We start from the raw sequence: 20,045 nt of genomic DNA, 5'->3' as shown, positions 1-20,045 counted from the left end.
TATAATTTTGAAATTCATTTTTCCGCCCAATCTAGCTTTTTTGCTAATTTTTTATTACTGAATTCTAAATGTATAACTCTCCTTCTTTGATTGTTTGATGTTCGATTAGAACTGTGTAACAATAGAGGTTTCATTAGCATGATTCCTCCTTTGGGGACATTACAAATCACTTCTTTTTCAGTATTCCAATCAATGGTTTCAGGTCTGTAGATTCCTTTACCATGAGATTCTGGGATAACTTTTAAAGCACCATTATTTTTATCTGTATCATCCAGATGGATCCTCATGGTATACAAGCTTTCTAAAATCTCTAAAGGTGGTTGTACTCCAAATTGATGTTGCTTAACCGTCCAATTTGTATATTCTGGTATGATTTCTTTTTTGTTTACTGAAATAGATAGATCCTGATGATAAGAAACAAACCAATTAGAAGCTGGTGGTTTATCAAAATATATCGATTTAACTAGGAAATAATCTTCTCCAAAATATTCATAAACTAATTGTCTGAGGTTATTGTTAAAGATTAGGTTATGTACCTCTGGAACCTCTTTTAAAAACTGTCGAATAGCAAATAAATCTGTAGTTTTTCTGAAATTTGTACTTTCTATATTCAAAGATTCAAGAACCTCGATCAAGTCATTGATTTCCCGATTCGAGTATATATTTGGAATGGTTGTAAAACCTTGTTTTTGGAGCTCTAATTTGTGGTTTAATAATATTGACATTGTTAAGAAGCTAGTATTGTTAGTGATAATTCATCTTTCAATGATTAAATTTTCTAGATATCTAACAGCGGAGGCTATTAAATTCTTACGATTCATTGCTTTTTTTTCAAAATAATCAAGAGTCTCTTTATTTAATTTTCTTCCTTTTATAAATACAGTTGATGGGTTTTGCAATGTAGATAAGTCTAATAAAGGATTATTATCTATTAATAATAAGTTTGCAATTTTGCCAACTTCAATGGTTCCCATATTGTTCATAATCGAATGAGTTTTTGAAGCATTTACAGTGGCTGTTTTTAATACCTCATAATTAGAAAGCCCAGCTTCTTTATAGAATGCAAGTTCTTGATGAATTGAAAACCCAGGTATAGTTATGCCTATTCCAGCATCCGTTCCACAGATAAATGTGGTGCCTGCTTCATGGAGCTTTTTGATAATTTTTAAATGAAAATCATGCTGATTTTTAATAGTCTTGACAGTAGAGGAATCTCTTAGTTTAGTATTATACCATCTTTCAAATTGTGCTTTACTATCTACTTTTTTAATAAGCGGATTCATGAATTGTAGTTGCTCTGACACTAAAATTCTATCATCAATAAGCATTTGGTAAATGTTATTGTAAACCGTCAAAGTTGGGCTAAAAGAACTGTGTTTTGATTTCGAGAAATCATTAATCACTTCTTTTAATTTTAATGTATCTAATTTATAGTTTAGAGGTTGCTGAATAATGTCTTCAGCATGTTCTATAGATTTTATTTGAGGATTAAAATGATAGGAGTAAGGTACTTTTTGTGAAGGATGTGCAACAATATCTATATCAGAGATTATTGCTTGTTCAATAACGGCATCGAATATATCTTCTGTTAAGCCATAGTAGGTTTTAATAAAATCGTATCCTCTATCCTTATACGAAATAACTTTTTCTTTAGCTTCATTGGGGGTTGTTAATTGTAAATTATCATCTCCAATAAATTCTGGACCTGTGAGTTTAGGTCCTGTAGTAAAAAACATGGGTGAAATAATTTCTTCATTGTTTACATCTTCTTTAATTCTTAAATGCATTGGCATCCCCCATAAATTACGAACTGCTGTAATACCATTTGATAGATACAAGCCAAGCTCATATCGATCCCATATGTGGACATGCATATCTATAAGTCCTGGCATAACATATCTATTTTCTCCGTCAATCACTTCAATGTCCTGAACTTTAATACTGTTTTCAATAGATTGAATAATACCTTCCTTTACGTATATCATTTTGTTTGTCAAAATAGTGTCTTGTGTCATCGGAATAATATTAACATTCCTAATAAGATATGAGTTGTTATTTGCAAACTCATTCTTTTTGACTTTTAGGTAGCTTGTTTTTTGTATATCAACTCCCAATATGATAAGAATTGTTATTAGTAGTATTCCAATAAGTATGAAGATAATCTTAAAAATTCGTCTTAATAATTTCATTTATCTAATTATTGCTAAGGTTCAATATGTGAATCTAAACAAGGTAAAATATACCTGAACCAATCTATTCTTTCACGTTGATTTTTATTCCTTTAAACTTATAAAAATTTAGTGCCTTTTCAAATAGGTAATAATCTTTCAATTTGGGACTAAATTACTATGATTTCATAGGTTATTTTTTTTCTGATTCAAAATTACCATTAATTCTATAGCTACCAATCCAAGAATAATTAGGAGTTCCAAGAAAAAGTAGAGGAGTCCTAAAGTTGTTAGGTTTTGGAAATGATAATAGACAAACCCGATAGTAAGAAAACAATAAGTCAGATTTGCAAAAGCAATAATCTTAAGCAAAAATCGCCAGTTAGTTAGATGTATAAAATAGCAAGAGACGGAATAGACCGCAAAAGCAAAGGCTATTGTAGATAAAAAGTAAAGCACTGTTCTAGGCATCCCAATGTATTTCTGAAAAGTAACTAATACTACTGCTAAAAAAAACATGGTAAGCAGCGCACCGAATCCATCAATAAGAAAAATCTGTTTAGGTTTTTTTCTTAAGGTTTCGATGAATCGTTGGATTCTAGTATTCATGAGCAGTGACGTGTTTTTCAATTTTTATATATCCGCAACAATCCAAAATCAAATGGTGTCCAGAGGCAAGCTTTCATATCACTTTGTTTAAAAGCAGTGTTTACCCAAGTATTACAGGTATAAAGGCAATTGTAGCTTGCATTAGATTCATAAAAACGATCGTGATTACCGTAGCTTATTTGGGGTATGATAATTTTATGGTATTCATTGTCTTGTGCGAATGAACCATTGATATATCTCTGTAGTTTTATAAGTTGAGTAGCTGTTGTTTTTATTTCTATCCAATGGTGCTGAGTTGCAGTATAGTTGGTCACGTGTAGCAAACTGGGAGTGTTTAATAGTGCCGCTTGAAATCTATTTACATTGGTGAAATCCATGGAAGTAGCAGCCTTGGTATAATATGTCTTTTCTCCCCATCCAAAGGATACATATCGTGTTTGATCTGTATGTTGTAATCCATTAAGGAGTAAAGAATCCATTGTTGTTTTAGGAATGATGATTTCTAAATGAATACCATTCGTAGCTATATAAATACTTTTGTTTTTTTCTGCATCACTTGTCTTTGGTGTAATGGTGATATAAGAACAAAGTACTCCAATAACGAAATACATAACAGGAATAAGTAAGACTACTCCCAGATATTTCAGTATCTTTTTTACGAATCGCATATTGCTAGTTACAAAAAATCAATGAATATATGAATCAAAGACCATCAAACATAACTCAATTTATCAATTGATTTTTACTGGTAAACTACTGTGATTTAATATATGATATATTATTAGCAGAGTTATTCACGATCATTTTGTTGAAACCCTATAATAGCATGAATTGCATCAAATACATCATCCTGATTATTCTTTTTGCTCCAGCCTTTGGATGCTAATTCTGCCCTTATTTCGCTTTCAGGTTTACCCATTTCTAGTAAGTAAATTGCATATTCAAGAACTTTTTCAGGTATTTTTTCAATTGCCTGATTCATCATACCTCTTATAATTTTTATTTGAGCAAATAAAAATGGAAGTACTAGTTGTAATATCCAAATAGCCACTTGTCCAATCCAGCCCGTATTCAGTTTATCAATAACAAACCCTAATTTAAGACGGTATTTTTGGAATTCAATAAAGTCAAGATCAGGAATGTTATTTTCTGTAATCATTAAATGAAATTGAAAATATTGATTCGTTATGAAAATTATGAAAACGAATAGACCTATCATCAATCTTATTTTACTAAAATCTTTGAAGTTTGCTATTTTGATAATCTTATTAAATAAATAACCAAAAAGAAACCCAGTACCTAATTCGAATAGAAAAATAATGTAAATAAATTTTTGAGATAAAAACCCAACTAAAACACCAACCAGAATTGCAGCTGATAAGCCACCCGTTAGTATAGTGAGTAGGTTATGTTGTTTATCCGTTTTTGGTTGTGGTAATGTTGTTGGAATTTCATAATCAGCCCAGCTATTTTGTTTTTCGAATTCAGCTTCTAGCTCCGTGAGTTTTTCATTTTCTTTGTATTCAAGGGCAAGTTTTTGGAAAAGCGCAATAAACAATCCAGTTCTTTTAGAATTCCTTCCTACATCCCAAAAATTACTTTCAATCGATTTACTATGAACTTCAATGCTACCTGAATTGTGCTTGGTGATTGTTATCTTTTCTGTTAATTTATTAAAATCACCTTTCCTTTTAGCTTCTACAGAATTTTTGCTTGTGTAGACTATTGGCCATTCTAATTTTTTGAAAACCTCAATTGTCAACGGTATAATTTGGCCATCATTAATTTCTGTTTTAAATGATTCAGAAAATTCTGGTTTATATTTAAAAACATGCTTCCGTTTAATGGACGATTGTAAATTATCTAAACTTATATGCATATATTGTTTTATTGGTGACGCTAAATATATGTGTCGAATTGACTCAAAATGTTACCTAGTTATTTACAATTTCTACCTTGATTTTAGAATTTTCTTATTTATAATGCATTATGTTTTTATGTCTAGCCTCTAGTAACTTCAATAGTATAAGTTGCTACAATAGCACCGTTAATTTTTAAATGAGTATCATAGATACCTTTATTTTTGAAAGTATGTTTAAAGGATATGATATCATTTTCATGCACTGTATTGAAAATTTTCATTTTCCTTTCTTTGGTTCCAACATAATGAACTAGTGAAATATTTTTGTCCATAACATCAGTAGCTGATTTAAAACTAAATGTAATTTCGTCACCTTTGTTGATGGATATATCCATGTTTTGCGGATGGATAGGTGTTATATTGTTTTCAAAGGTTTCTCCATATACTAAAGGAGCTGTAACAAAGTTAATGGCTGTTAGGGTTTCAGTAAGTGCCCATTTTTGTTTTATCGGGAAGTGATTTTTTCCAAATAAAACGGGATCTGTCAAAAAATAACCATCGTTATATACTGTTACAAAAGTGTTGTACTCATTAAGATAACCACTGGACCAAGTAGCATCAGATAAGTACCATTTATTATTTAATTGTACCGCATTCCAGGAATGATTGGCCATTTCTAGCTTTTTAATATTAGCATCTACAGATCTACCATACCCATCAACGATTACACATTTTATATTCGCTAGATAACATAATTCTTTAACCAAATATGCATAGCCAGTGCACATAGTTTTTTTGCGTTTCAGCAATTTTTTAAAAGCAATTCTCTTATATTCATGATTCCACTTCATAAATGAAATGGAATCATGCTGAAACTTTTTTCTATTCTTAGCGACTTTGTTAAACTGAGCTTTGTCTCCTTTGATATTTTGACAAACCCACATATATATAGCTCTAAACTTTTCTGCTTCACTTGGTAATGTATTTGTAAGCTGATACGCTAATATCGGAAGATTCTCTAATGAAGCACCTTCATTTAATTTGGCGATATTATCTGCTCTTGTAAAATCTACGGATTTGAAATCAGAGATTTGAGCGTACAAATAGTTGTTAAAGAAGATGAATAAAAAGATATAAAGGCTAGTTCTCATAACAATGCTGATTTTCTTTTACAGTTGATTCAAAATGTGATTGATACTAATTCTTTTTTGATGAATAGACTTTCTTCACGGCTACTTTTCCTAAAAAAGTACAGGCCTCCAATTTTAGATCCACTTTTAATGCAATATCCTTAGCAGAGTTTTTATCCTGAATTACTGTTTTTTTAGAAGCAAAACCTACGTAGTTAAATACTAAAACATCTCCTTTTTTAAGTTGTATTGGAAACTCGAAATTACCATCAAAATCCGATGATGTTCCCACGTTTGTGCCTTCTAAAACAATGTTGGCACCAGGCAAAGGAGTTCCGTTTTCGGAGATAACACCTTTTACGGTAATATTGTTTTCATTGATAATTTTTTGAAATTTTGCAGAGCTATTATTTGAAGTGTTTGCCTGACTTTTTATGTTTTGCGCCTGCGCTTTGGTAAAAGAAAATAGTGCTATAAACGCAAAAGCTACTCCACTAATAAAGCTAATATTCTTTCGCTTTGGAGCAGTAGGTGTATAGGTTGTTAATTGATTACTTTTAAATCTTCCACATGTGTTTTTGGTGCTATGGGTTTCAAAATACGTAGTGATTTCCTGAGAATTCATAGTGGAGAAATCGATTACTTCTTTTGTACAAGAATTGCAAAATCCACCCTGTTCGGTTTTAGAAAAGTTATTAAAATTCTCAGTACATGGAGTTTTGATACTTAGGCTAAATTGATTATTCATAATAGTGTCTTTTATAGTTAATACCTCAAACCTACGTGACTAAGGGTGTATATAAAATGTAGAATTAGTGAACACCTCTTTTTGGTGCGTAAAGTGTTCTTTTTGGTGAGTAAGAAGATAGTAGAGAAAGGATGGTTAGGTATTTTGGTAAGAGAATTTAATCTTTTTAAATATAATATGAATCTGTCATAGCGCAGACCTGTACAGAATTCTCTTTTTTGGGAATATGTAAAGTCAAAGATTAAATTTACTATTTGTAGAATCCAGAAAAGAAACTTTGAAAATAGTATGTTATTTTACTATACCTAATTGTTGTGCTCAGTTTTTATTTTTTCTTCTTGTATCAATTTTAATAGGTTTTCTTTCCACCTAATTGTAATTGAACTTTTGTCTTCGAATTGAGTATTTCCTTTAGTTAACTCAATTAAAATTTCTTCGCTATTTAACGCATCTAAATCGTTAATTTGTTTTTTGTTTTTCAGGATTTCGATTGCCATAGATTTAAAATTTGAATCCACTATTGATGCAGTTACTGCCAATTGTGGAATCACCCAAGAACGATATTCTTCTAATTTATTCCAAAGTTCCTTTTTCAAGTTCGGGAGTTCTTCATCTTTTAATTTTAAAATCGAGATGCAAAAGATTAACTGAGGTCTCCAATTGTTTTGCTTGATTAGAAGTTCCAAATCTTTAATTATTATTTGCCTTTCATTTTCTTGGAATATATTTTCAATCCTGTTTAAACTAATTTCAAGATTCCAATCTCTGTTGGTTGTATCATTTCTTAAATTCATTAAGGGCAAATGATGTGGGTGATTTCCGTCCCAAAAACCTTTAAATATTCCTAATTGATTGTCTTCAATTGCCATTTATGATTTGCTAATTTTTTCCTTATTTCTAAAAGGGTTTTTAAAGAATTCCATAGTTTTTCTTTAATGCACTAACGCCAAATATATGAATCGAAGTAAGGAAACAATACCTTAACCAATCAATTTATCCCTGCCTACCTGTCAGATGGCAGGCAGGTGCGCATTTTTATTTCTTGTTTAATTTATAAAAGCTTTTGCTCAGCTTGACTGGGTATCTAGCGTCATTGCAAAAATGAAATTATCTTTCGATCAAGCACTAAACTTTGTTTTTATTTTATTCTTATAAAATATATTTTCATCTCTATTTATAAATGGAATTACGATAGATATTGTAGTTTTTTTTTGGTATATACAGAGAGAAATTCAAATATTTTAATTCTTAATAAAACAAAATTATCAGTAAATCGTAAAATAAGATTTAATCCCTAAGGTTGAACAGTATGATTTGAAAAAAGGAAGGAGTAGAGTATTGAACTAGAATACATCTTAGATTCAAATTCCCTACCTTAGTGTTATGAAGGTTTTGTTTGTCATTATTATGCTATTGGTTTGCGCGCGAAGTGTAGCGCAGAATGAAGTACTAATTGTAAACGACAGTCTTTCTGTAGAACTTTTTGAGAGAGGCACTCGAAATGTAAATAAATGTACCCTTTGGCATCATATGCAATGTGTTTATATTACAGCAACAGAGGTGTATAAGGATGGGAGTGAAGGAAAGTCAACACGTCACTGGTGGCGTATGTCCTATATAGGCAGGGCTTGCACTGCTCAACATGGTACTGCCTTTGGGCAAATATTTGAGGGCTTTTTTGCCATCCCCCATTACATAGGTATTAGTATAGGAAATGGTATTGGTTATATGATATATTTGGTGCGAGGCTCCCCAGAGAAAATACAAGCACGAAAACGAATGAGAAGACAAAAAAGATTGTTAAGAAAAGCAAGACGAAAAAAAAGAAGTGATTAGCGTTAGTGCTTATAGTTAAAATGAGGGTTAACGCCAAATATATGAATCGGAGCAAGGCAACATGTTACCTTACTTTTCGTTTTTTTCCTGCCTACTTGGTGGCAGGCAGGCAGGTGTGCATTGGTTGCTAACTTTTATTTCTTGTAAGCATTGTACCTTACTAAAAACGCAACAACTCTTTGATTGATCACCTTATTGCTACAACATTATACTTGGTGTTGTAAAACGTTTAGTTTGGAAGGTTTTTTATTTTTTAATTGCCTATCATGACTTTTAAAGTATAAGTTATTTATTAATGGATAATCCTTATACACTTTTAATTTAATCCAATCGTTTTTTCTGCATTCATATATTTTCCCACAAGGAAGACTATCTTTATGCAATCTTGTCCTAAAGGAAAATTTGTTTCCCAAATATTTATATTTTAAATATAAATCTACATATTGGTCGAGTCCTGATACTCTTTCCAATTGGCCGTTAATATTTTCTCCGTATTTTAAAAAATCTATAGGGTCAAGTGTTTGTTTTTCAATTAATAATTCCGAGTTTGTCGGATTCCCTTTTTCAAACTCCACATCATAAAACTCATAAGTTTTAATTTGTAAATCGTTTCCTCCGATAGTATTGGAATATAGTTTTCCTTTTACAAAATATTGATATTTGAAAGAGGGTCTTTTACCAGAGTTTCGTTTTACAATTTGGCCTATAGTTATTACAGATTTTTCTTTTCTTACAGATTTTTCTTTTCTTACGTCTGAGACTTTTATAAGAAAGAAAACGAAAAGAACAATCATCAAAATAATCGGCCTATAATTCAAAAAAGATTTGAAATTTTTATTCAAGAATTGTAATTTTTATACCAACGTTTAATATATGTGTTGTAACGAGGCAAAATGTTACCTAACAATAGAGGTTATCTACACATTGGTGGTTAACTTTTATTTCTTGTAAGCATTGTATCTTACCAAAAAAGCAACAACTCTTTGATTTATTCTTTAGCTGCTATGAAGACATATATAGTATTATGTTGTCGTTTTTTAGCGAATTCTGCTTACTTTCAATTCCGTAAATATTTTTTGAGTTCCGTGATTTTTTTTCCGTATTTAATGTCAATGCAATAGTCTATTTGATATTCATTCAGAACTTCATCTATTTTGTTTTTTTTACTTTTAACAAGGTCAAATTCTTGTTTGTATTCCCGTAGCATTTTATATGCAATTCCAAATGGTAAAAGTCCAATACCCATAATTGTGATATGGACATATTCAATAAACAAGCTGGGATCTCTATCATCTAAAACATATTTCCCCAATATGTAGCCATAAATAATAAATGCAAGTCCTATTAAAATAAAAACTCCTGAATATAGATATGTTAAGTTTTTTTGTTTTTTAACCTTATCATATTGAACATTTACAGTTTTTAATTTATTTTCAAACTTTTCATTAAGTTCAATTTTAGAACAAGTTTTATTAAATTCAGGTTTTCGACCAGTCAATTTGCAAGTCGTACCTTCCTTTAAGCTTGTTTTTTGATTGTCACATAAATTACAATGTCTCGCTAAATTCATTTAGTATTCAATTCTTTTATAGCTTTTTTGAACTCTTAATCATTTTTTCAAATGAACCACAACAATATGATATAAGTAATGTTACGCATATTACACGTATATATCCAATCGTAATCGTTTACAAAGGCATAATAAACGTTTAATTCTACGATTAGCATTCTTTAAAATAATATAAAATTCCCTGGAAAACAAAAACCACATATTAATATGTCGTTTTTGATAGTTGTAAAGCGATGATTATTTTATAAAATAAAAGTAATAGCGATTCGAATTAAAACTCAAATCGCTATTACTTATTGGTGTTGTTAGTAAACACTATTCTATGTTGAATAATAATATCTAAACCGAAATTTCTGGTTTGTGTAAACTTACAACAGTTAATACTGCAGCACCATTAATCCAGTAATAATAAGCATCTATTCCTTCAAAAGAAAAAATAAAAGGCGCTATGATAAATACGATTGCGACCAAAAAATCAACAGTTAAGTGAAACTTGTAGGATAATATGGGATATACTCCTAAATGATGATCAGTTAATAACGTTAATATAAGTGCTGCAACTCCTGTGGCTATAGAAAGATATAGTGCTAACGGATTCGAACTGCCTAAGCCTAATACAATAGGTAAAATTATTAAAGCAATTGCTACTGGATAATCTAGAAATGCGTGAATTCTTTTAGTTACAAATTTCATAATCTTTGTATTTTATAGGATACTACTAATTGTGCGTTTTGCTTAGTTTAGACCAGTTTTTATCGGCTACACTTTTTAGTTTGCTATAGTTGTTTTCTGCTAACCATAATTGTTTAGCATCTAATTCTACATCATTTAAGAATAGTGCGTATGCACCCTCTTTTACAATAAATTTTGTTGGATCAACTCTAAACTTGGCTCCAGCATAGGTTCCAAAAGCGCAAAAGCCACCATACAATGGTAAATATTTTGTCGGATTCTTATCAAAAGTTGCTTTTTGTTCCTTAGAAGTAAAGTAATAAACCACTTTTTTGTGTTCTGATTTATACTGTTTGTTTCCTCTCTGAGCTAGACCTAAATCTAAATAGGATACAGGACTATACCCTTGCAGTGCAATGTTACTGTTATCAATGTTATTAGCTTTTTTATCTTGAGCCGATAAAGAAGATGTTACTATAAATATTAATGCTACTAATGTCGTTTTTAAAATTTTCATGTTTTCTGTTTTTATTTTATTACTCTAATTATGCTGCGTTGAAGTATTCTTCTTGAATTACTTTTCCTTCATCGTTCCATATTCTACGAATGATTTCGTGCCAATAGATTTTGCTTCCATCTTTCATATCAAAATCGAAAGTAAATTCTGAAGCAGATACATTATTATCCACGATGGAATGGTGTAGTGTAATGCCATTTACTTTTGCAATAGCTCCTGCAAAACCTTCCATTTTTGACACCATTTCTGCTTTACCAGTAGTTCCTCCATTTCCGTAATCCGAAGTATTGGCATTATCTGCGAAAAATTCTTTTACTGCATCAACAATAGCACCTTGACTTACTATTGCATCCATTTTTTGTACTTGTTCTTTAATATTCATCTTTTGTTTATTTAATGATTAATACACTGCAAAGATGAAGTAGATCTATTGTGTTTTTGCTACAAAAAAGAGGCGAGTTCTTGTACTTTTTTGTTTAAATAGCGTAGGAGTACTGTGATAATAATGTTAAAAAACCTGAAGGAAGAATTAGGTTTTTATTGAATATTCGTTAAGATACATGGTTTACACAAGTTAAAGATTAGGTGTTTATACATAATTAACTAAACCCGTATTGGCAATAGTTTTTCTATTTTTTTGTTTTAGACGGATTAGTTCTAAAGACGTTGGCAAATAGTATCGCAAAAATCGCGTATATTACTGTGAGTGAAATAATAATTTCTTTATGTGTTTGGATATTGGAAACAACTTTAACTAATGTAATTGCCCCAACCCCAAAATGCATTAGATTTCCAATCGCGATTGGCTTATTATATATTCCTCCAATTAGCGTTCCTTTTGCCATCCAATTTAAAATGGCAAACCCCAAATATAATGCACTCAATATATTAAAAAAGAGTATTACAATGGTATTTGATTCAACATTTAGATATTCCATTACTTCATTTGGTAAAAAAGAAAAAAGAATTCCAATACCAGCTAAGAATATAGAGCTTGAGGTCATAACTATTTTTGTGTTCATGATTTTCATTTATATACAAGGAATGCCAGAATGTTACAAATTATTCTCTTAATTATTGCTAACCTGTATGTGAATTTGAGAAAGTTGCGGTTTTGCGTGCATGAATTTTCCAACGGAAAATAAGACAAGACAAAAACGCAACCGCCTTTGATTTAGATAAAAGCAGCAATTTTTTATGCGCTGTTTTTATGCATTATTTTTTTTACAATCGTTTATCTTTTTCTTGTATTTCATGTTCATTAATACTGGCGTATCTTTTTTCTATTAGACCATTTTTGTCAAATTCCCAGTTCTCATTACCATATGCTCTGAACGATCTTCCATTTTTGTTTTTATATTCGTATTCAAATCTAACAGCTATTCTATTTTCTGAATGTGCCCAATATTCTTTCTTTAATTTATAATCTAACTCGTTTTTCCATTTTTCCGACAAAAAAGTTGCAATTTCGTCTCGACCCTTAATGAATTTGTTTCGATTTCGCCATTCACTATCAACGGTATATGCGAAACTTACTTTTTCTGGACTCTGAGAATTCCAGGCATCTTCTGCCATTTGAATTTTTTGTTTTGCAGTTTCCAATGTAAATGGTGGGAGCGGATGTTTTTGTTCCATAGTTCGTGTATTTAATCCGTTAATAAATCTATCATTTGAAAGGCAACGCTTAACGCGGATGTTGGGTTTTGACCAGTAATTAGATTTTTGTCCACAATAGTATAAGAAGAAAAATCATTTCCTTTACTATATATCCCTCCCAGCTCTGTCAATTTGGATTCCAAAAGAAAAGGAACCAACTTTTCAGCTCCAACACTTATTTCTTCCGAATCTGCAAAGGATGTAATTTTCCTTCCCCTAACAAATACATTGCCATCAGCATCAAAAGCATCCACAAGAACCGAGACTCCATGACACATTGCCGCAATCACTTTCTCTTCTTTTATAAAATGTTGTAGAGTACTATTTAATAACGGATTGTTTACAAAATCCCACATTGGCCCATGGCCACCTGGAAAATATACTAAATCATACTCCGATGGATCTACTTTGTCCAACCTTAAACTAGTATTCATTAGAAACATAGCCGTTTTATCGCCTTTAAATCTAATAGTGTCTTCCGTCATCCAATCCTTTGACTCGCTCATTGGATCTATAGGAATATTTCCTCCTTTGATAGAAGCAATTTCAACTTGTATGCTTTCTTCTTTTAGTCTATAGTAGGGTGTCGCAACTTCTTCTAACCAAACTCCGGTTTTCAACCCGGACTCACCCAGATCATCATGTGATGTTGTAATAAATAGTACTCTTTTCATCCTTGTTTATAATTTTATTCTAATGATTTTATCATTTCAACCGCAACTCCACTGGCAGATGCGGGATTTTGACCGGTTATAAGATTATCGTCGACAACTACAAACGGATCAAAAGGTTTCGTATGTGAAAAAATCGCACCTTGTTTTATTAGTTCTTCATCAAGCATAAATGGTATTACATCTCCTAATAAATGCTTATCAATATCTTCCTCTGCTTTGGTGAACGAATTAATTTTTTTCCCCTCTAATAAGTTAGTACCATCTGATAGAATAACATTGAGCAAAGCACTGGGTCCGTGACATACGGCACCAATAATTTTATGACTTTCGTATGCATTTTTAATGATTTCTTTTACCTTAGGATTATTGACCATATCTGTCATTAAACCTAAGCCTCCTGGAAAAAATATTGCGTCATATGCAGTTATATCAATATCATCTAATTTATGACTAAAATTGAGTCGTTTAAATCCGTTACTTTCCATGAAATTCTTGCTAGTTTTTTCGGATGAATTATAGCCAACATATGGTGGGGTACCTCCAAGTATGCTGGTAAAATCTACCGTAAAACCTTTATTTATAAATTCAAAATAAGGATCCGCTATCTCCGAGAATTCGTATCCTGCCGGGCGTTTTCCTGTGCCTGTTATATTAGTACTGGTAATAACAAAAAGTATGTGTTTCATGTTTATATCTTCAATAAACAAACGAAACATGCATTTCAATCTGGTAGATTGTTTCTCATGTTTCGCTTGTAGTTATTTATTCTTCTATTTTAACTTGTTGCTATTTGATTTAGGGCATTACCTAAATTTTCAGGACCTGTAACTAATGGAACATGACCGTCTTCTAGCGTAACCACTTCATTAATTCCAGTTTCTTTTTGTGCTTTCCTTTGAGCTTCTAAAGAGATAACCCTATCCTTCGTAGTTTCCACATACGCTTTAGGGATTTCATTAAAGTTATTATCCGTTTTAACAACCTCAAAAAATGGTTTTGTAGCTTGTTTTACAAATTTTGGTAATGCATAATCGACTTGTTCATCAGTAGCTCCAGTCATGATTACATCTTTAATGGCCTGTCTACCCAAAGTGGCATAACTTTCGTCCCCTGAAAAAATCATATTTGCCAATAACTCACTTCCCTCATCTTCCTTGAAAATTTGAACCGCAGGTTTGTTGTCGTAAGGTACCGCTGAAGCTACAAACACAAGTTTCTCAATGAACTCCTTCGAGTCTTCTGCCACTTGAGATATGATATATCCAGCAAAACTATGTCCAACTAAAATTACTGGCTCTGCAATTTCATCAAGTTCCTTTCTTACGGAGTCTGCATAAAGTTGAAGTGAAATCTCTGAGATAGGTGTTTTATCATCACCATGACCAGGCAGATCAAAAGTGATTACTTTATGACCTTCTTTTTCTAAATAAGGGATTGTTTCTCCCCAAGACCATGCCCCTTCCCACGCTCCATGAACTAGTAAGATTGCTTTATTTAATTTTTTCATTTATTTAATTTTATTGTTAATAGTATGCATTAATATTGATGCAAATTTTTATTAAGTATTGCATTTGAATACTGGATAAAGCAGTAACTCGAGTTATAGTACGAGTTACTGTTTATTCTTAAGCAGTTTTGCTATCCTTTTGAAACAGCTTCAACTATCCCTTCATTGGTCAATGGGATACCATCAATGTTCCAGGTACCATCAACAGTATGTACACCATTTCCCCATATTTTTTCTTTTGCTAGCTTTCCTCCAGAAAGATCATGAATTATTTGTGTGGCTTCATTAAAGAAACTTTCCTGTACTTCTTTATTTGAAAGAGCAAACGAAGGTGTTTTAGTTTCAACCCATGCTCCATCTACAGTTTTACCTCCGGCAAATGTCAATCCCTTAGGAATAACACTCACATGAGCAGTTACGTTTCTTGTCATGACATTGTTGCCAGACATTTCATGATGTTTTAAAAAAGAATCAGTTAGTTTTGATACAGCTTTCTCGATGTTGTTTACTGGAAGTACGCCTTCGGTAAGTGTTAATGTAATTGGCATAATATATATATTAAGTTGTGAACGTCATTGTTCAACAACGGTACAAATATCTTATGATTGGAAAGTTTAAACGTTGTCTTATGACAATGGTTTGGAGAATTTTGAAGTACTTATTTTACTAATAAATAAACCAATAATAATACATAAGCCACCAATAAGATGGTAGGAACATAAGTGTTCATTAAAAAAAACAGCAAATAGTGCTGCCGATAGTGGAACAACATTCATGTAAATTCCTGCTTTATCGGCACCCGTAACCTGAACTCCTTTTTGCCATAAAAAATAGGCTAGCGCAGTTCCTAAACACCCTATGCCAAATACCGCTATCCAAAAATTGCTTGTATGGTTTTTTACCGTTTCTATACCATTAATTGGTAATAAAACGAAGAAACCTATTAGGCAGCATAAACTTGTTAGAAGTGTGAAATTTAAATTCGAAATTGTTGTGGCATATTTTTTCACCCAAACATGATGTAATGCAAAAAAAGCATTGGCTATTAATATGAGAATATCTCCATAATTAAATTGAAAGTTACTAAGATCAGTTATATTTCCTTTTAATATTAAATAGCTCACTCCAAAGAAAGCAATGATAATACCAGTTATTTGAATTTTACTGATGGTTGTTTTTAGTATTTTATGTGAGAAAAGAAGGGTTAATACAGGATTTAAACTGACAATAAGTGCTGCATTTACTGCTGAAGTATTCATTAATCCTAAAAAGAAAAATAAATTAAATCCAAAAAGACCAATAAATCCTGTAAGTGAAATACCTTTTAAGTTTTTTTGAATTATTTTAAATGTAGGTAGTTTTTTTGCTCCTAAAGCTATCAATGTTATCACCCCAAGTAAGAAACGCCAAAATCCAGCTTCAATAAAATTTACTTCTTTTAATATCACTTTGGCTAGATGGAAATTTAGCCCCAAAAAGATAGTGGCAATAATCAAATATGATATTGCTTTCATTTCCCTTTCCCTTTAGGCTGTAGAGGTTTAACTTCTATATCAACGTGATGATAATTGGGTGAAGATTGTAAGCAGTGTAAAATGGTACCTGCTATATCTTCTGGCTGGATCATATTTTTATTGGCTGTAACACTATCGATTTTATCGAAAAAGTTCGTTTGCACTGAACCTAGATAAATACAAGTAACTTTTATCCCATCATTTCTTACTTCCTTATATAAAGCTTGCGAAAGTCCTCTTGCTGCAAACTTGGTAGCACAATATCCACTAAGTGTTTCAATACCTGTATTTCCTGCAATAGATGAAATATTAATGATGTGTTCTTCTTCTAGTTTTGTCATTCTTGGTATTACAGATCTGGTGGTGTAAAAAACACCATTTACATTGGTATCGAACATTTGATGCCATTCTTCTATTTTTATTTCTTCAAATAACGCCGTAATTCCCAACTCGGCATTATTTATAAGTATTTGAATATCATTTCCAAAATAGGAAACTGCCTTTCGGTACGCTCTTTCAACGGATTTAATATCACTTATATTTGCTTGAATATTTTTGAAATTCAGGTGGCTGATTTCTGTTTTTGAACGATTCCATCCTGCTACTTTTACACCATTATTTAATAATGCTTTTATGGTCGCTAAACCAATACCTTTACTAGAGCCCGTTATTATTGCAACCTTATTTTTTAACTCCATTTTGCATTTTTGTTTTAATATCATTTATTATCGTTGGAGCGTGTATTCTTGAATTTTCTATAAATCATTTGTGGGTTTCTGTACCTCCGCAAATAACTCCAACGAGGTATGTTCCTCTTATATTAGTCTCTATTGTATTCGCATCGTAGTAGGGAATTCTTTTTTCATCATTAGATAGTTTTATTCCAATTTTTTGCAAAAAAAATAAAATTAGGTAGATAGCTCGTTAAGACTAATGCATAATCATTTTCGATTAAAATTTCCCCTTCTTTTATTCTATTAACAATATAGGGGTCTCACCCAATATTTCACGCGCTTACTTATTTCTTTTTTGCGAATAATGATTGTTACATCACCTCCCTTTCTATAGATTTCTAGTGCGGCATCTACTCCGGAATTGCTGGCCCCTATAATAATTACTTTTTGATTTGCATAGAAATGAGGGTCTTTATAATAGTGCGAAACATGAGGTAACTGTTCGCCAGGAACATTGATTGTATTAGGAATGTCGTAAAACCCAGTAACGATGACCACAATTTTGGCGTTATAAGATGCTTTTGCAGTATTTATTTGAAAAGTCCCTGAGTTGTTTTTAACTTCAATTACTTCTTCAAAAAGATTGATGTTTAAATTTTTAGAATCTGAAAATCTTCTATAATACTCTATTGCTTCTTTCTTTAGTGGTTTTATATTATTACTTATAAAGGGAATGTTGTCTATTTCTAATTTATCCGAGGTCGAAAAAAAGGTCATACCTTGTGGATAATTGTATAAAGAATTTGCAATACATCCTTTTTCTAAAATAAGATAATTAAATCCCTTTTTTCTTGCCTCAATTACACAGGGAATTCCTGTAGGATCTGCTCTTAGGATGATAATATCAAATTCTTTCATAAGCTATTTATCCTGAATAAATAATTCAGCAAATTTGTACAAGATTTTTACGAAAAAGATTGTTTTATGACAATGTTTTAAAGCTTAGCTCGTAATTTACTAAGTGTAGAATTAGTCATCCCTAAATACGAAGCAACTGCTTTGCTTGAAACACGAGATAGTAATTTAGGTTCATGCTCCATAACCCAACGAATTTTATCAATACCTTCCATCCCTAAAAAACTATAAATTCGCATTTGTGAATGAATAAAAGCAAATTCCATAAATTTATGATAAACGTTTGCAAACGGAGGAACCGTATTTACTAATTTGTAAAAGTCCTCGTGAGAAATCATTAGTAACTCTGAAGGTTCAAGTGAAACCAAACAATCTCTTGATGGTTTTTGGAGTATAAAACTAGTAATTGCAGATATGATGCAATCTTCTAATGCAAAATATCCAGTTACTTCATTCCCTTTGTCATCCAATTCATACATTCTTAAACAACCTTTTCTAACAAAATAAAAATGTTTACATACTTGACCAATATTACACAACATCTCATTTCGGGTCGTTTTGATAGGTTTAAAATAAGACGTTATTTGTTGTAGCTCTTTTTGCCCAGTCTTCCCTTGACTTTTTATATATTGTTCTAGTTCTTGATACACTTTTAATTTGTGAGTTTAATGAATGTTTAGCACAAAGATAAGATGAATCATTTGCGCCATTATTGTCTTATGACAATCTTTTAAATTCCGGATGAACCGTCGGTGTACGGTTTTAATTGCGTGGCTCGTGTAACTAATTTAGCAAAAGGAAACCGAACCTTAGTAAAATCAGCAGGAATTTACTAGTACACATAAACCCAAGCAATTAATTATAGATATCTTAAGTTTGATTCTCAATAGTTACAATGTCTTCAATTTGTAAATTTTGAAAAACAGGAAATTCACCGAGATTAATTGGAGATAATAAAGAATCCCTGTAAACTTCGCGTGAACTCTCCATTAATCTATTTTTTAATGTCATAAGATTTTCGCAACAAACATGTTCGAAGAGTTTTACTTGAACTTCATTTTTTTTATTTTCTGAGTTATCATTATTATACTAGACAACGATCAGTAGCACTAAAATTGTAGAACTTAATATTACTTTCAATTTTATTTTGTTCATATATTTAGTTTATTATAATGTGTATAAATTCCAATTTGTATTCCTAATAAAAGTTTCTATTGTCTAAATCTTTAAATTTTACGTTCTTAAATAAGAAGCTCCATTTACATCAATAATTGCTCCTGATGTATACAATGCATGTTTTGATGCGAGAAACAGTATTGTATGTGCTACTTCAATTGGTTCTGCCATTCTTTTAAAAGGAGATTCAAGTAGTAAACTTTCTTTTTCTTCATCTGTTAGTGAACTTATAGCCATTTCTGTATCTGTAACCCCTGGAGCAACAACTCCAACTCCTATATTGTAATTAGCAAGTGATTTGGCAAGTGATTGACTCAAGGAATTGAGGCCTGCTTTACTAGATCCGTAAGCCGGCATGTTAGGCTCCCCTCTAAATGCTCCCCTAGATGATACATTAACAATGCGACCTCCATTATTTTTTATCATTTCTTTTGAAGCCCAGTAGCATAGATTAGCTACGGATATTAAGTTTGTGTTAATAGTTGTTTGCCACGCATTTTTCCAATCTTCGAAGCTTACCTTATCAATTTCATGAAAGATTGCTACACCCGCATTATTTATTAAAATGTCGAGTGTATTGTATTTTTTGATGAAATCGTTTACAAGTGTTTTGGGCATACTTTCATATGAAACATCCCCTTTTAGTAAAATGTGATTCCCTTTTTTTAATAACGAAAGTGTTTCCTTGGCCGCAAGATCATCGGATCTATAGCTGATTGCAACGTTTGCACCTTTCTCTGAAAAAGCAATAGCTGTGGCCCTACCGATACCTTTTGAGCCACCTGTAATTAACACGTTTTTATTTTTAAATTCCATAC

General features: G+C 31.5%; 24 protein-coding genes and 1 pseudogene. 1 reads left to right on the top strand and 24 read right to left on the bottom strand.

Going from position 1 to position 20,045, the window contains the following annotated elements; translation table 11 throughout:
• Positions 1-14: 14 nt before the first annotated feature.
• From Q0975_RS21235 to Q0975_RS21200, 8 genes are all read right to left on the bottom strand, one after another.
• Positions 15-725 (bottom strand): phytanoyl-CoA dioxygenase family protein, encoded by a 711-nt coding sequence (locus tag Q0975_RS21235; RefSeq protein WP_299440367.1) that lies wholly within the window; start codon positions 723-725, stop codon positions 15-17.
• Between the two features lie 30 nt (positions 726-755).
• On the bottom strand, positions 756-2,189 hold the full coding sequence (locus Q0975_RS21230) for an amidohydrolase family protein (protein ID WP_299440365.1): 1,434 nt from the start codon (positions 2,187-2,189) through the stop codon (positions 756-758).
• A 165-nt stretch (positions 2,190-2,354) separates the two neighbouring features.
• Positions 2,355-2,777 (bottom strand): hypothetical protein, encoded by a 423-nt coding sequence (locus Q0975_RS21225; RefSeq protein ID WP_299440363.1) that lies wholly within the window; start codon positions 2,775-2,777, stop codon positions 2,355-2,357.
• Positions 2,778-2,794: 17 nt separating this feature from the next.
• Positions 2,795-3,445: a DUF2459 domain-containing protein gene (locus Q0975_RS21220; RefSeq protein ID WP_299440361.1), complete on the bottom strand. Its 651-nt coding sequence runs from the start codon at positions 3,443-3,445 to the stop codon at positions 2,795-2,797.
• 122 nt (positions 3,446-3,567) lie between these two features.
• Positions 3,568-4,656, bottom strand: coding sequence for a hypothetical protein (locus tag Q0975_RS21215; protein WP_299440359.1), 1,089 nt, complete (start codon positions 4,654-4,656; stop codon positions 3,568-3,570).
• Between the two features lie 122 nt (positions 4,657-4,778).
• Complete coding sequence (locus tag Q0975_RS21210; protein ID WP_299440358.1) at positions 4,779-5,789, bottom strand: transglutaminase domain-containing protein; 1,011 nt, start codon at positions 5,787-5,789, stop codon at positions 4,779-4,781.
• Between the two features lie 46 nt (positions 5,790-5,835).
• Positions 5,836-6,516, bottom strand: a complete 681-nt coding sequence (locus Q0975_RS21205; protein WP_299440356.1) for a carboxypeptidase-like regulatory domain-containing protein — start codon at positions 6,514-6,516, stop codon at positions 5,836-5,838.
• A gap of 305 nt (positions 6,517-6,821) precedes the next feature.
• On the bottom strand, positions 6,822-7,385 hold the full coding sequence (locus Q0975_RS21200; protein ID WP_299440355.1) for a hypothetical protein: 564 nt from the start codon (positions 7,383-7,385) through the stop codon (positions 6,822-6,824).
• Positions 7,386-7,899: 514 nt separating this feature from the next.
• Between Q0975_RS21200 and Q0975_RS21195 the strand changes: the two genes are divergently transcribed.
• Positions 7,900-8,352 (top strand): hypothetical protein, encoded by a 453-nt coding sequence (locus Q0975_RS21195; RefSeq protein ID WP_299440353.1) that lies wholly within the window; start codon positions 7,900-7,902, stop codon positions 8,350-8,352.
• Between the two features lie 206 nt (positions 8,353-8,558).
• On the opposite strand, the gene Q0975_RS21190 is transcribed toward Q0975_RS21195, so the two are convergent.
• The 16 genes and pseudogenes from Q0975_RS21190 to Q0975_RS21115 all read right to left on the bottom strand — a co-directional run bounded on the left by Q0975_RS21190 (position 8,559) and on the right by Q0975_RS21115 (position 20,043).
• Complete coding sequence (locus Q0975_RS21190; protein WP_299440351.1) at positions 8,559-9,194, bottom strand: hypothetical protein; 636 nt, start codon at positions 9,192-9,194, stop codon at positions 8,559-8,561.
• A gap of 215 nt (positions 9,195-9,409) precedes the next feature.
• Positions 9,410-9,922 carry a hypothetical protein gene (locus Q0975_RS21185; protein ID WP_299440349.1) on the bottom strand — a complete coding sequence of 171 codons (513 nt, stop codon included), beginning with the start codon at positions 9,920-9,922 and terminating at the stop codon, positions 9,410-9,412.
• Between the two features lie 339 nt (positions 9,923-10,261).
• Positions 10,262-10,615 carry a hypothetical protein gene (locus tag Q0975_RS21180; protein WP_299440348.1) on the bottom strand — a complete coding sequence of 118 codons (354 nt, stop codon included), beginning with the start codon at positions 10,613-10,615 and terminating at the stop codon, positions 10,262-10,264.
• A 25-nt stretch (positions 10,616-10,640) separates the two neighbouring features.
• Complete coding sequence (locus tag Q0975_RS21175; protein WP_299440346.1) at positions 10,641-11,111, bottom strand: YHS domain-containing (seleno)protein; 471 nt, start codon at positions 11,109-11,111, stop codon at positions 10,641-10,643.
• Positions 11,112-11,139: 28 nt separating this feature from the next.
• Positions 11,140-11,493, bottom strand: coding sequence for a hypothetical protein (locus Q0975_RS21170; RefSeq protein WP_299440344.1), 354 nt, complete (start codon positions 11,491-11,493; stop codon positions 11,140-11,142).
• A 247-nt stretch (positions 11,494-11,740) separates the two neighbouring features.
• Entirely contained in the window at positions 11,741-12,133 is a 393-nt protein-coding gene (locus Q0975_RS21165; protein ID WP_299440342.1) for a hypothetical protein, read from the bottom strand.
• Between the two features lie 202 nt (positions 12,134-12,335).
• A complete protein-coding gene (locus Q0975_RS21160; RefSeq protein WP_299440340.1) occupies positions 12,336-12,746 on the bottom strand; it encodes a nuclear transport factor 2 family protein in 411 nt (136 codons plus the stop codon).
• Positions 12,747-12,757: 11 nt separating this feature from the next.
• On the bottom strand, positions 12,758-13,441 hold the full coding sequence (locus Q0975_RS21155; RefSeq protein ID WP_299440338.1) for a type 1 glutamine amidotransferase domain-containing protein: 684 nt from the start codon (positions 13,439-13,441) through the stop codon (positions 12,758-12,760).
• Between the two features lie 14 nt (positions 13,442-13,455).
• On the bottom strand, positions 13,456-14,127 hold the full coding sequence (locus Q0975_RS21150; RefSeq protein ID WP_299440336.1) for a type 1 glutamine amidotransferase domain-containing protein: 672 nt from the start codon (positions 14,125-14,127) through the stop codon (positions 13,456-13,458).
• A gap of 89 nt (positions 14,128-14,216) precedes the next feature.
• Complete coding sequence (locus Q0975_RS21145; protein ID WP_299440334.1) at positions 14,217-14,948, bottom strand: alpha/beta fold hydrolase; 732 nt, start codon at positions 14,946-14,948, stop codon at positions 14,217-14,219.
• A gap of 131 nt (positions 14,949-15,079) precedes the next feature.
• Positions 15,080-15,496 (bottom strand): hypothetical protein, encoded by a 417-nt coding sequence (locus Q0975_RS21140; RefSeq protein WP_299440332.1) that lies wholly within the window; start codon positions 15,494-15,496, stop codon positions 15,080-15,082.
• Between the two features lie 78 nt (positions 15,497-15,574).
• Positions 15,575-16,462, bottom strand: a complete 888-nt coding sequence (locus tag Q0975_RS21135; protein WP_299440330.1) for a DMT family transporter — start codon at positions 16,460-16,462, stop codon at positions 15,575-15,577.
• Complete coding sequence (locus Q0975_RS21130; RefSeq protein WP_299440328.1) at positions 16,459-17,160, bottom strand: SDR family NAD(P)-dependent oxidoreductase; 702 nt, start codon at positions 17,158-17,160, stop codon at positions 16,459-16,461. The genes Q0975_RS21135 and Q0975_RS21130 overlap by 4 nt, the downstream gene beginning before the upstream one ends.
• Positions 17,144-18,054, bottom strand: a pseudogene (locus Q0975_RS21125) (NAD(P)-binding domain-containing protein). Before Q0975_RS21125 ends, Q0975_RS21130 begins: the two are co-directional and overlap by 17 nt.
• A 77-nt stretch (positions 18,055-18,131) precedes the next feature.
• The gene (locus Q0975_RS21120; RefSeq protein ID WP_299440326.1) at positions 18,132-18,701 is read right to left on the bottom strand and encodes a Crp/Fnr family transcriptional regulator; all 570 of its coding nucleotides are present in this window, start codon (positions 18,699-18,701) and stop codon (positions 18,132-18,134) included.
• 583 nt (positions 18,702-19,284) lie between these two features.
• Entirely contained in the window at positions 19,285-20,043 is a 759-nt protein-coding gene (locus tag Q0975_RS21115; RefSeq protein ID WP_299440324.1) for an SDR family oxidoreductase, read from the bottom strand.
• Positions 20,044-20,045 lie beyond the last annotated feature (2 nt).

The organism is uncultured Aquimarina sp. (assembly GCF_947500065.1).
In the GTDB taxonomy this organism is placed as follows: Bacteria; Bacteroidota; Bacteroidia; order Flavobacteriales; family Flavobacteriaceae; genus Aquimarina.
This window is presented reverse-complemented; position numbering and strand designations above follow the sequence as displayed.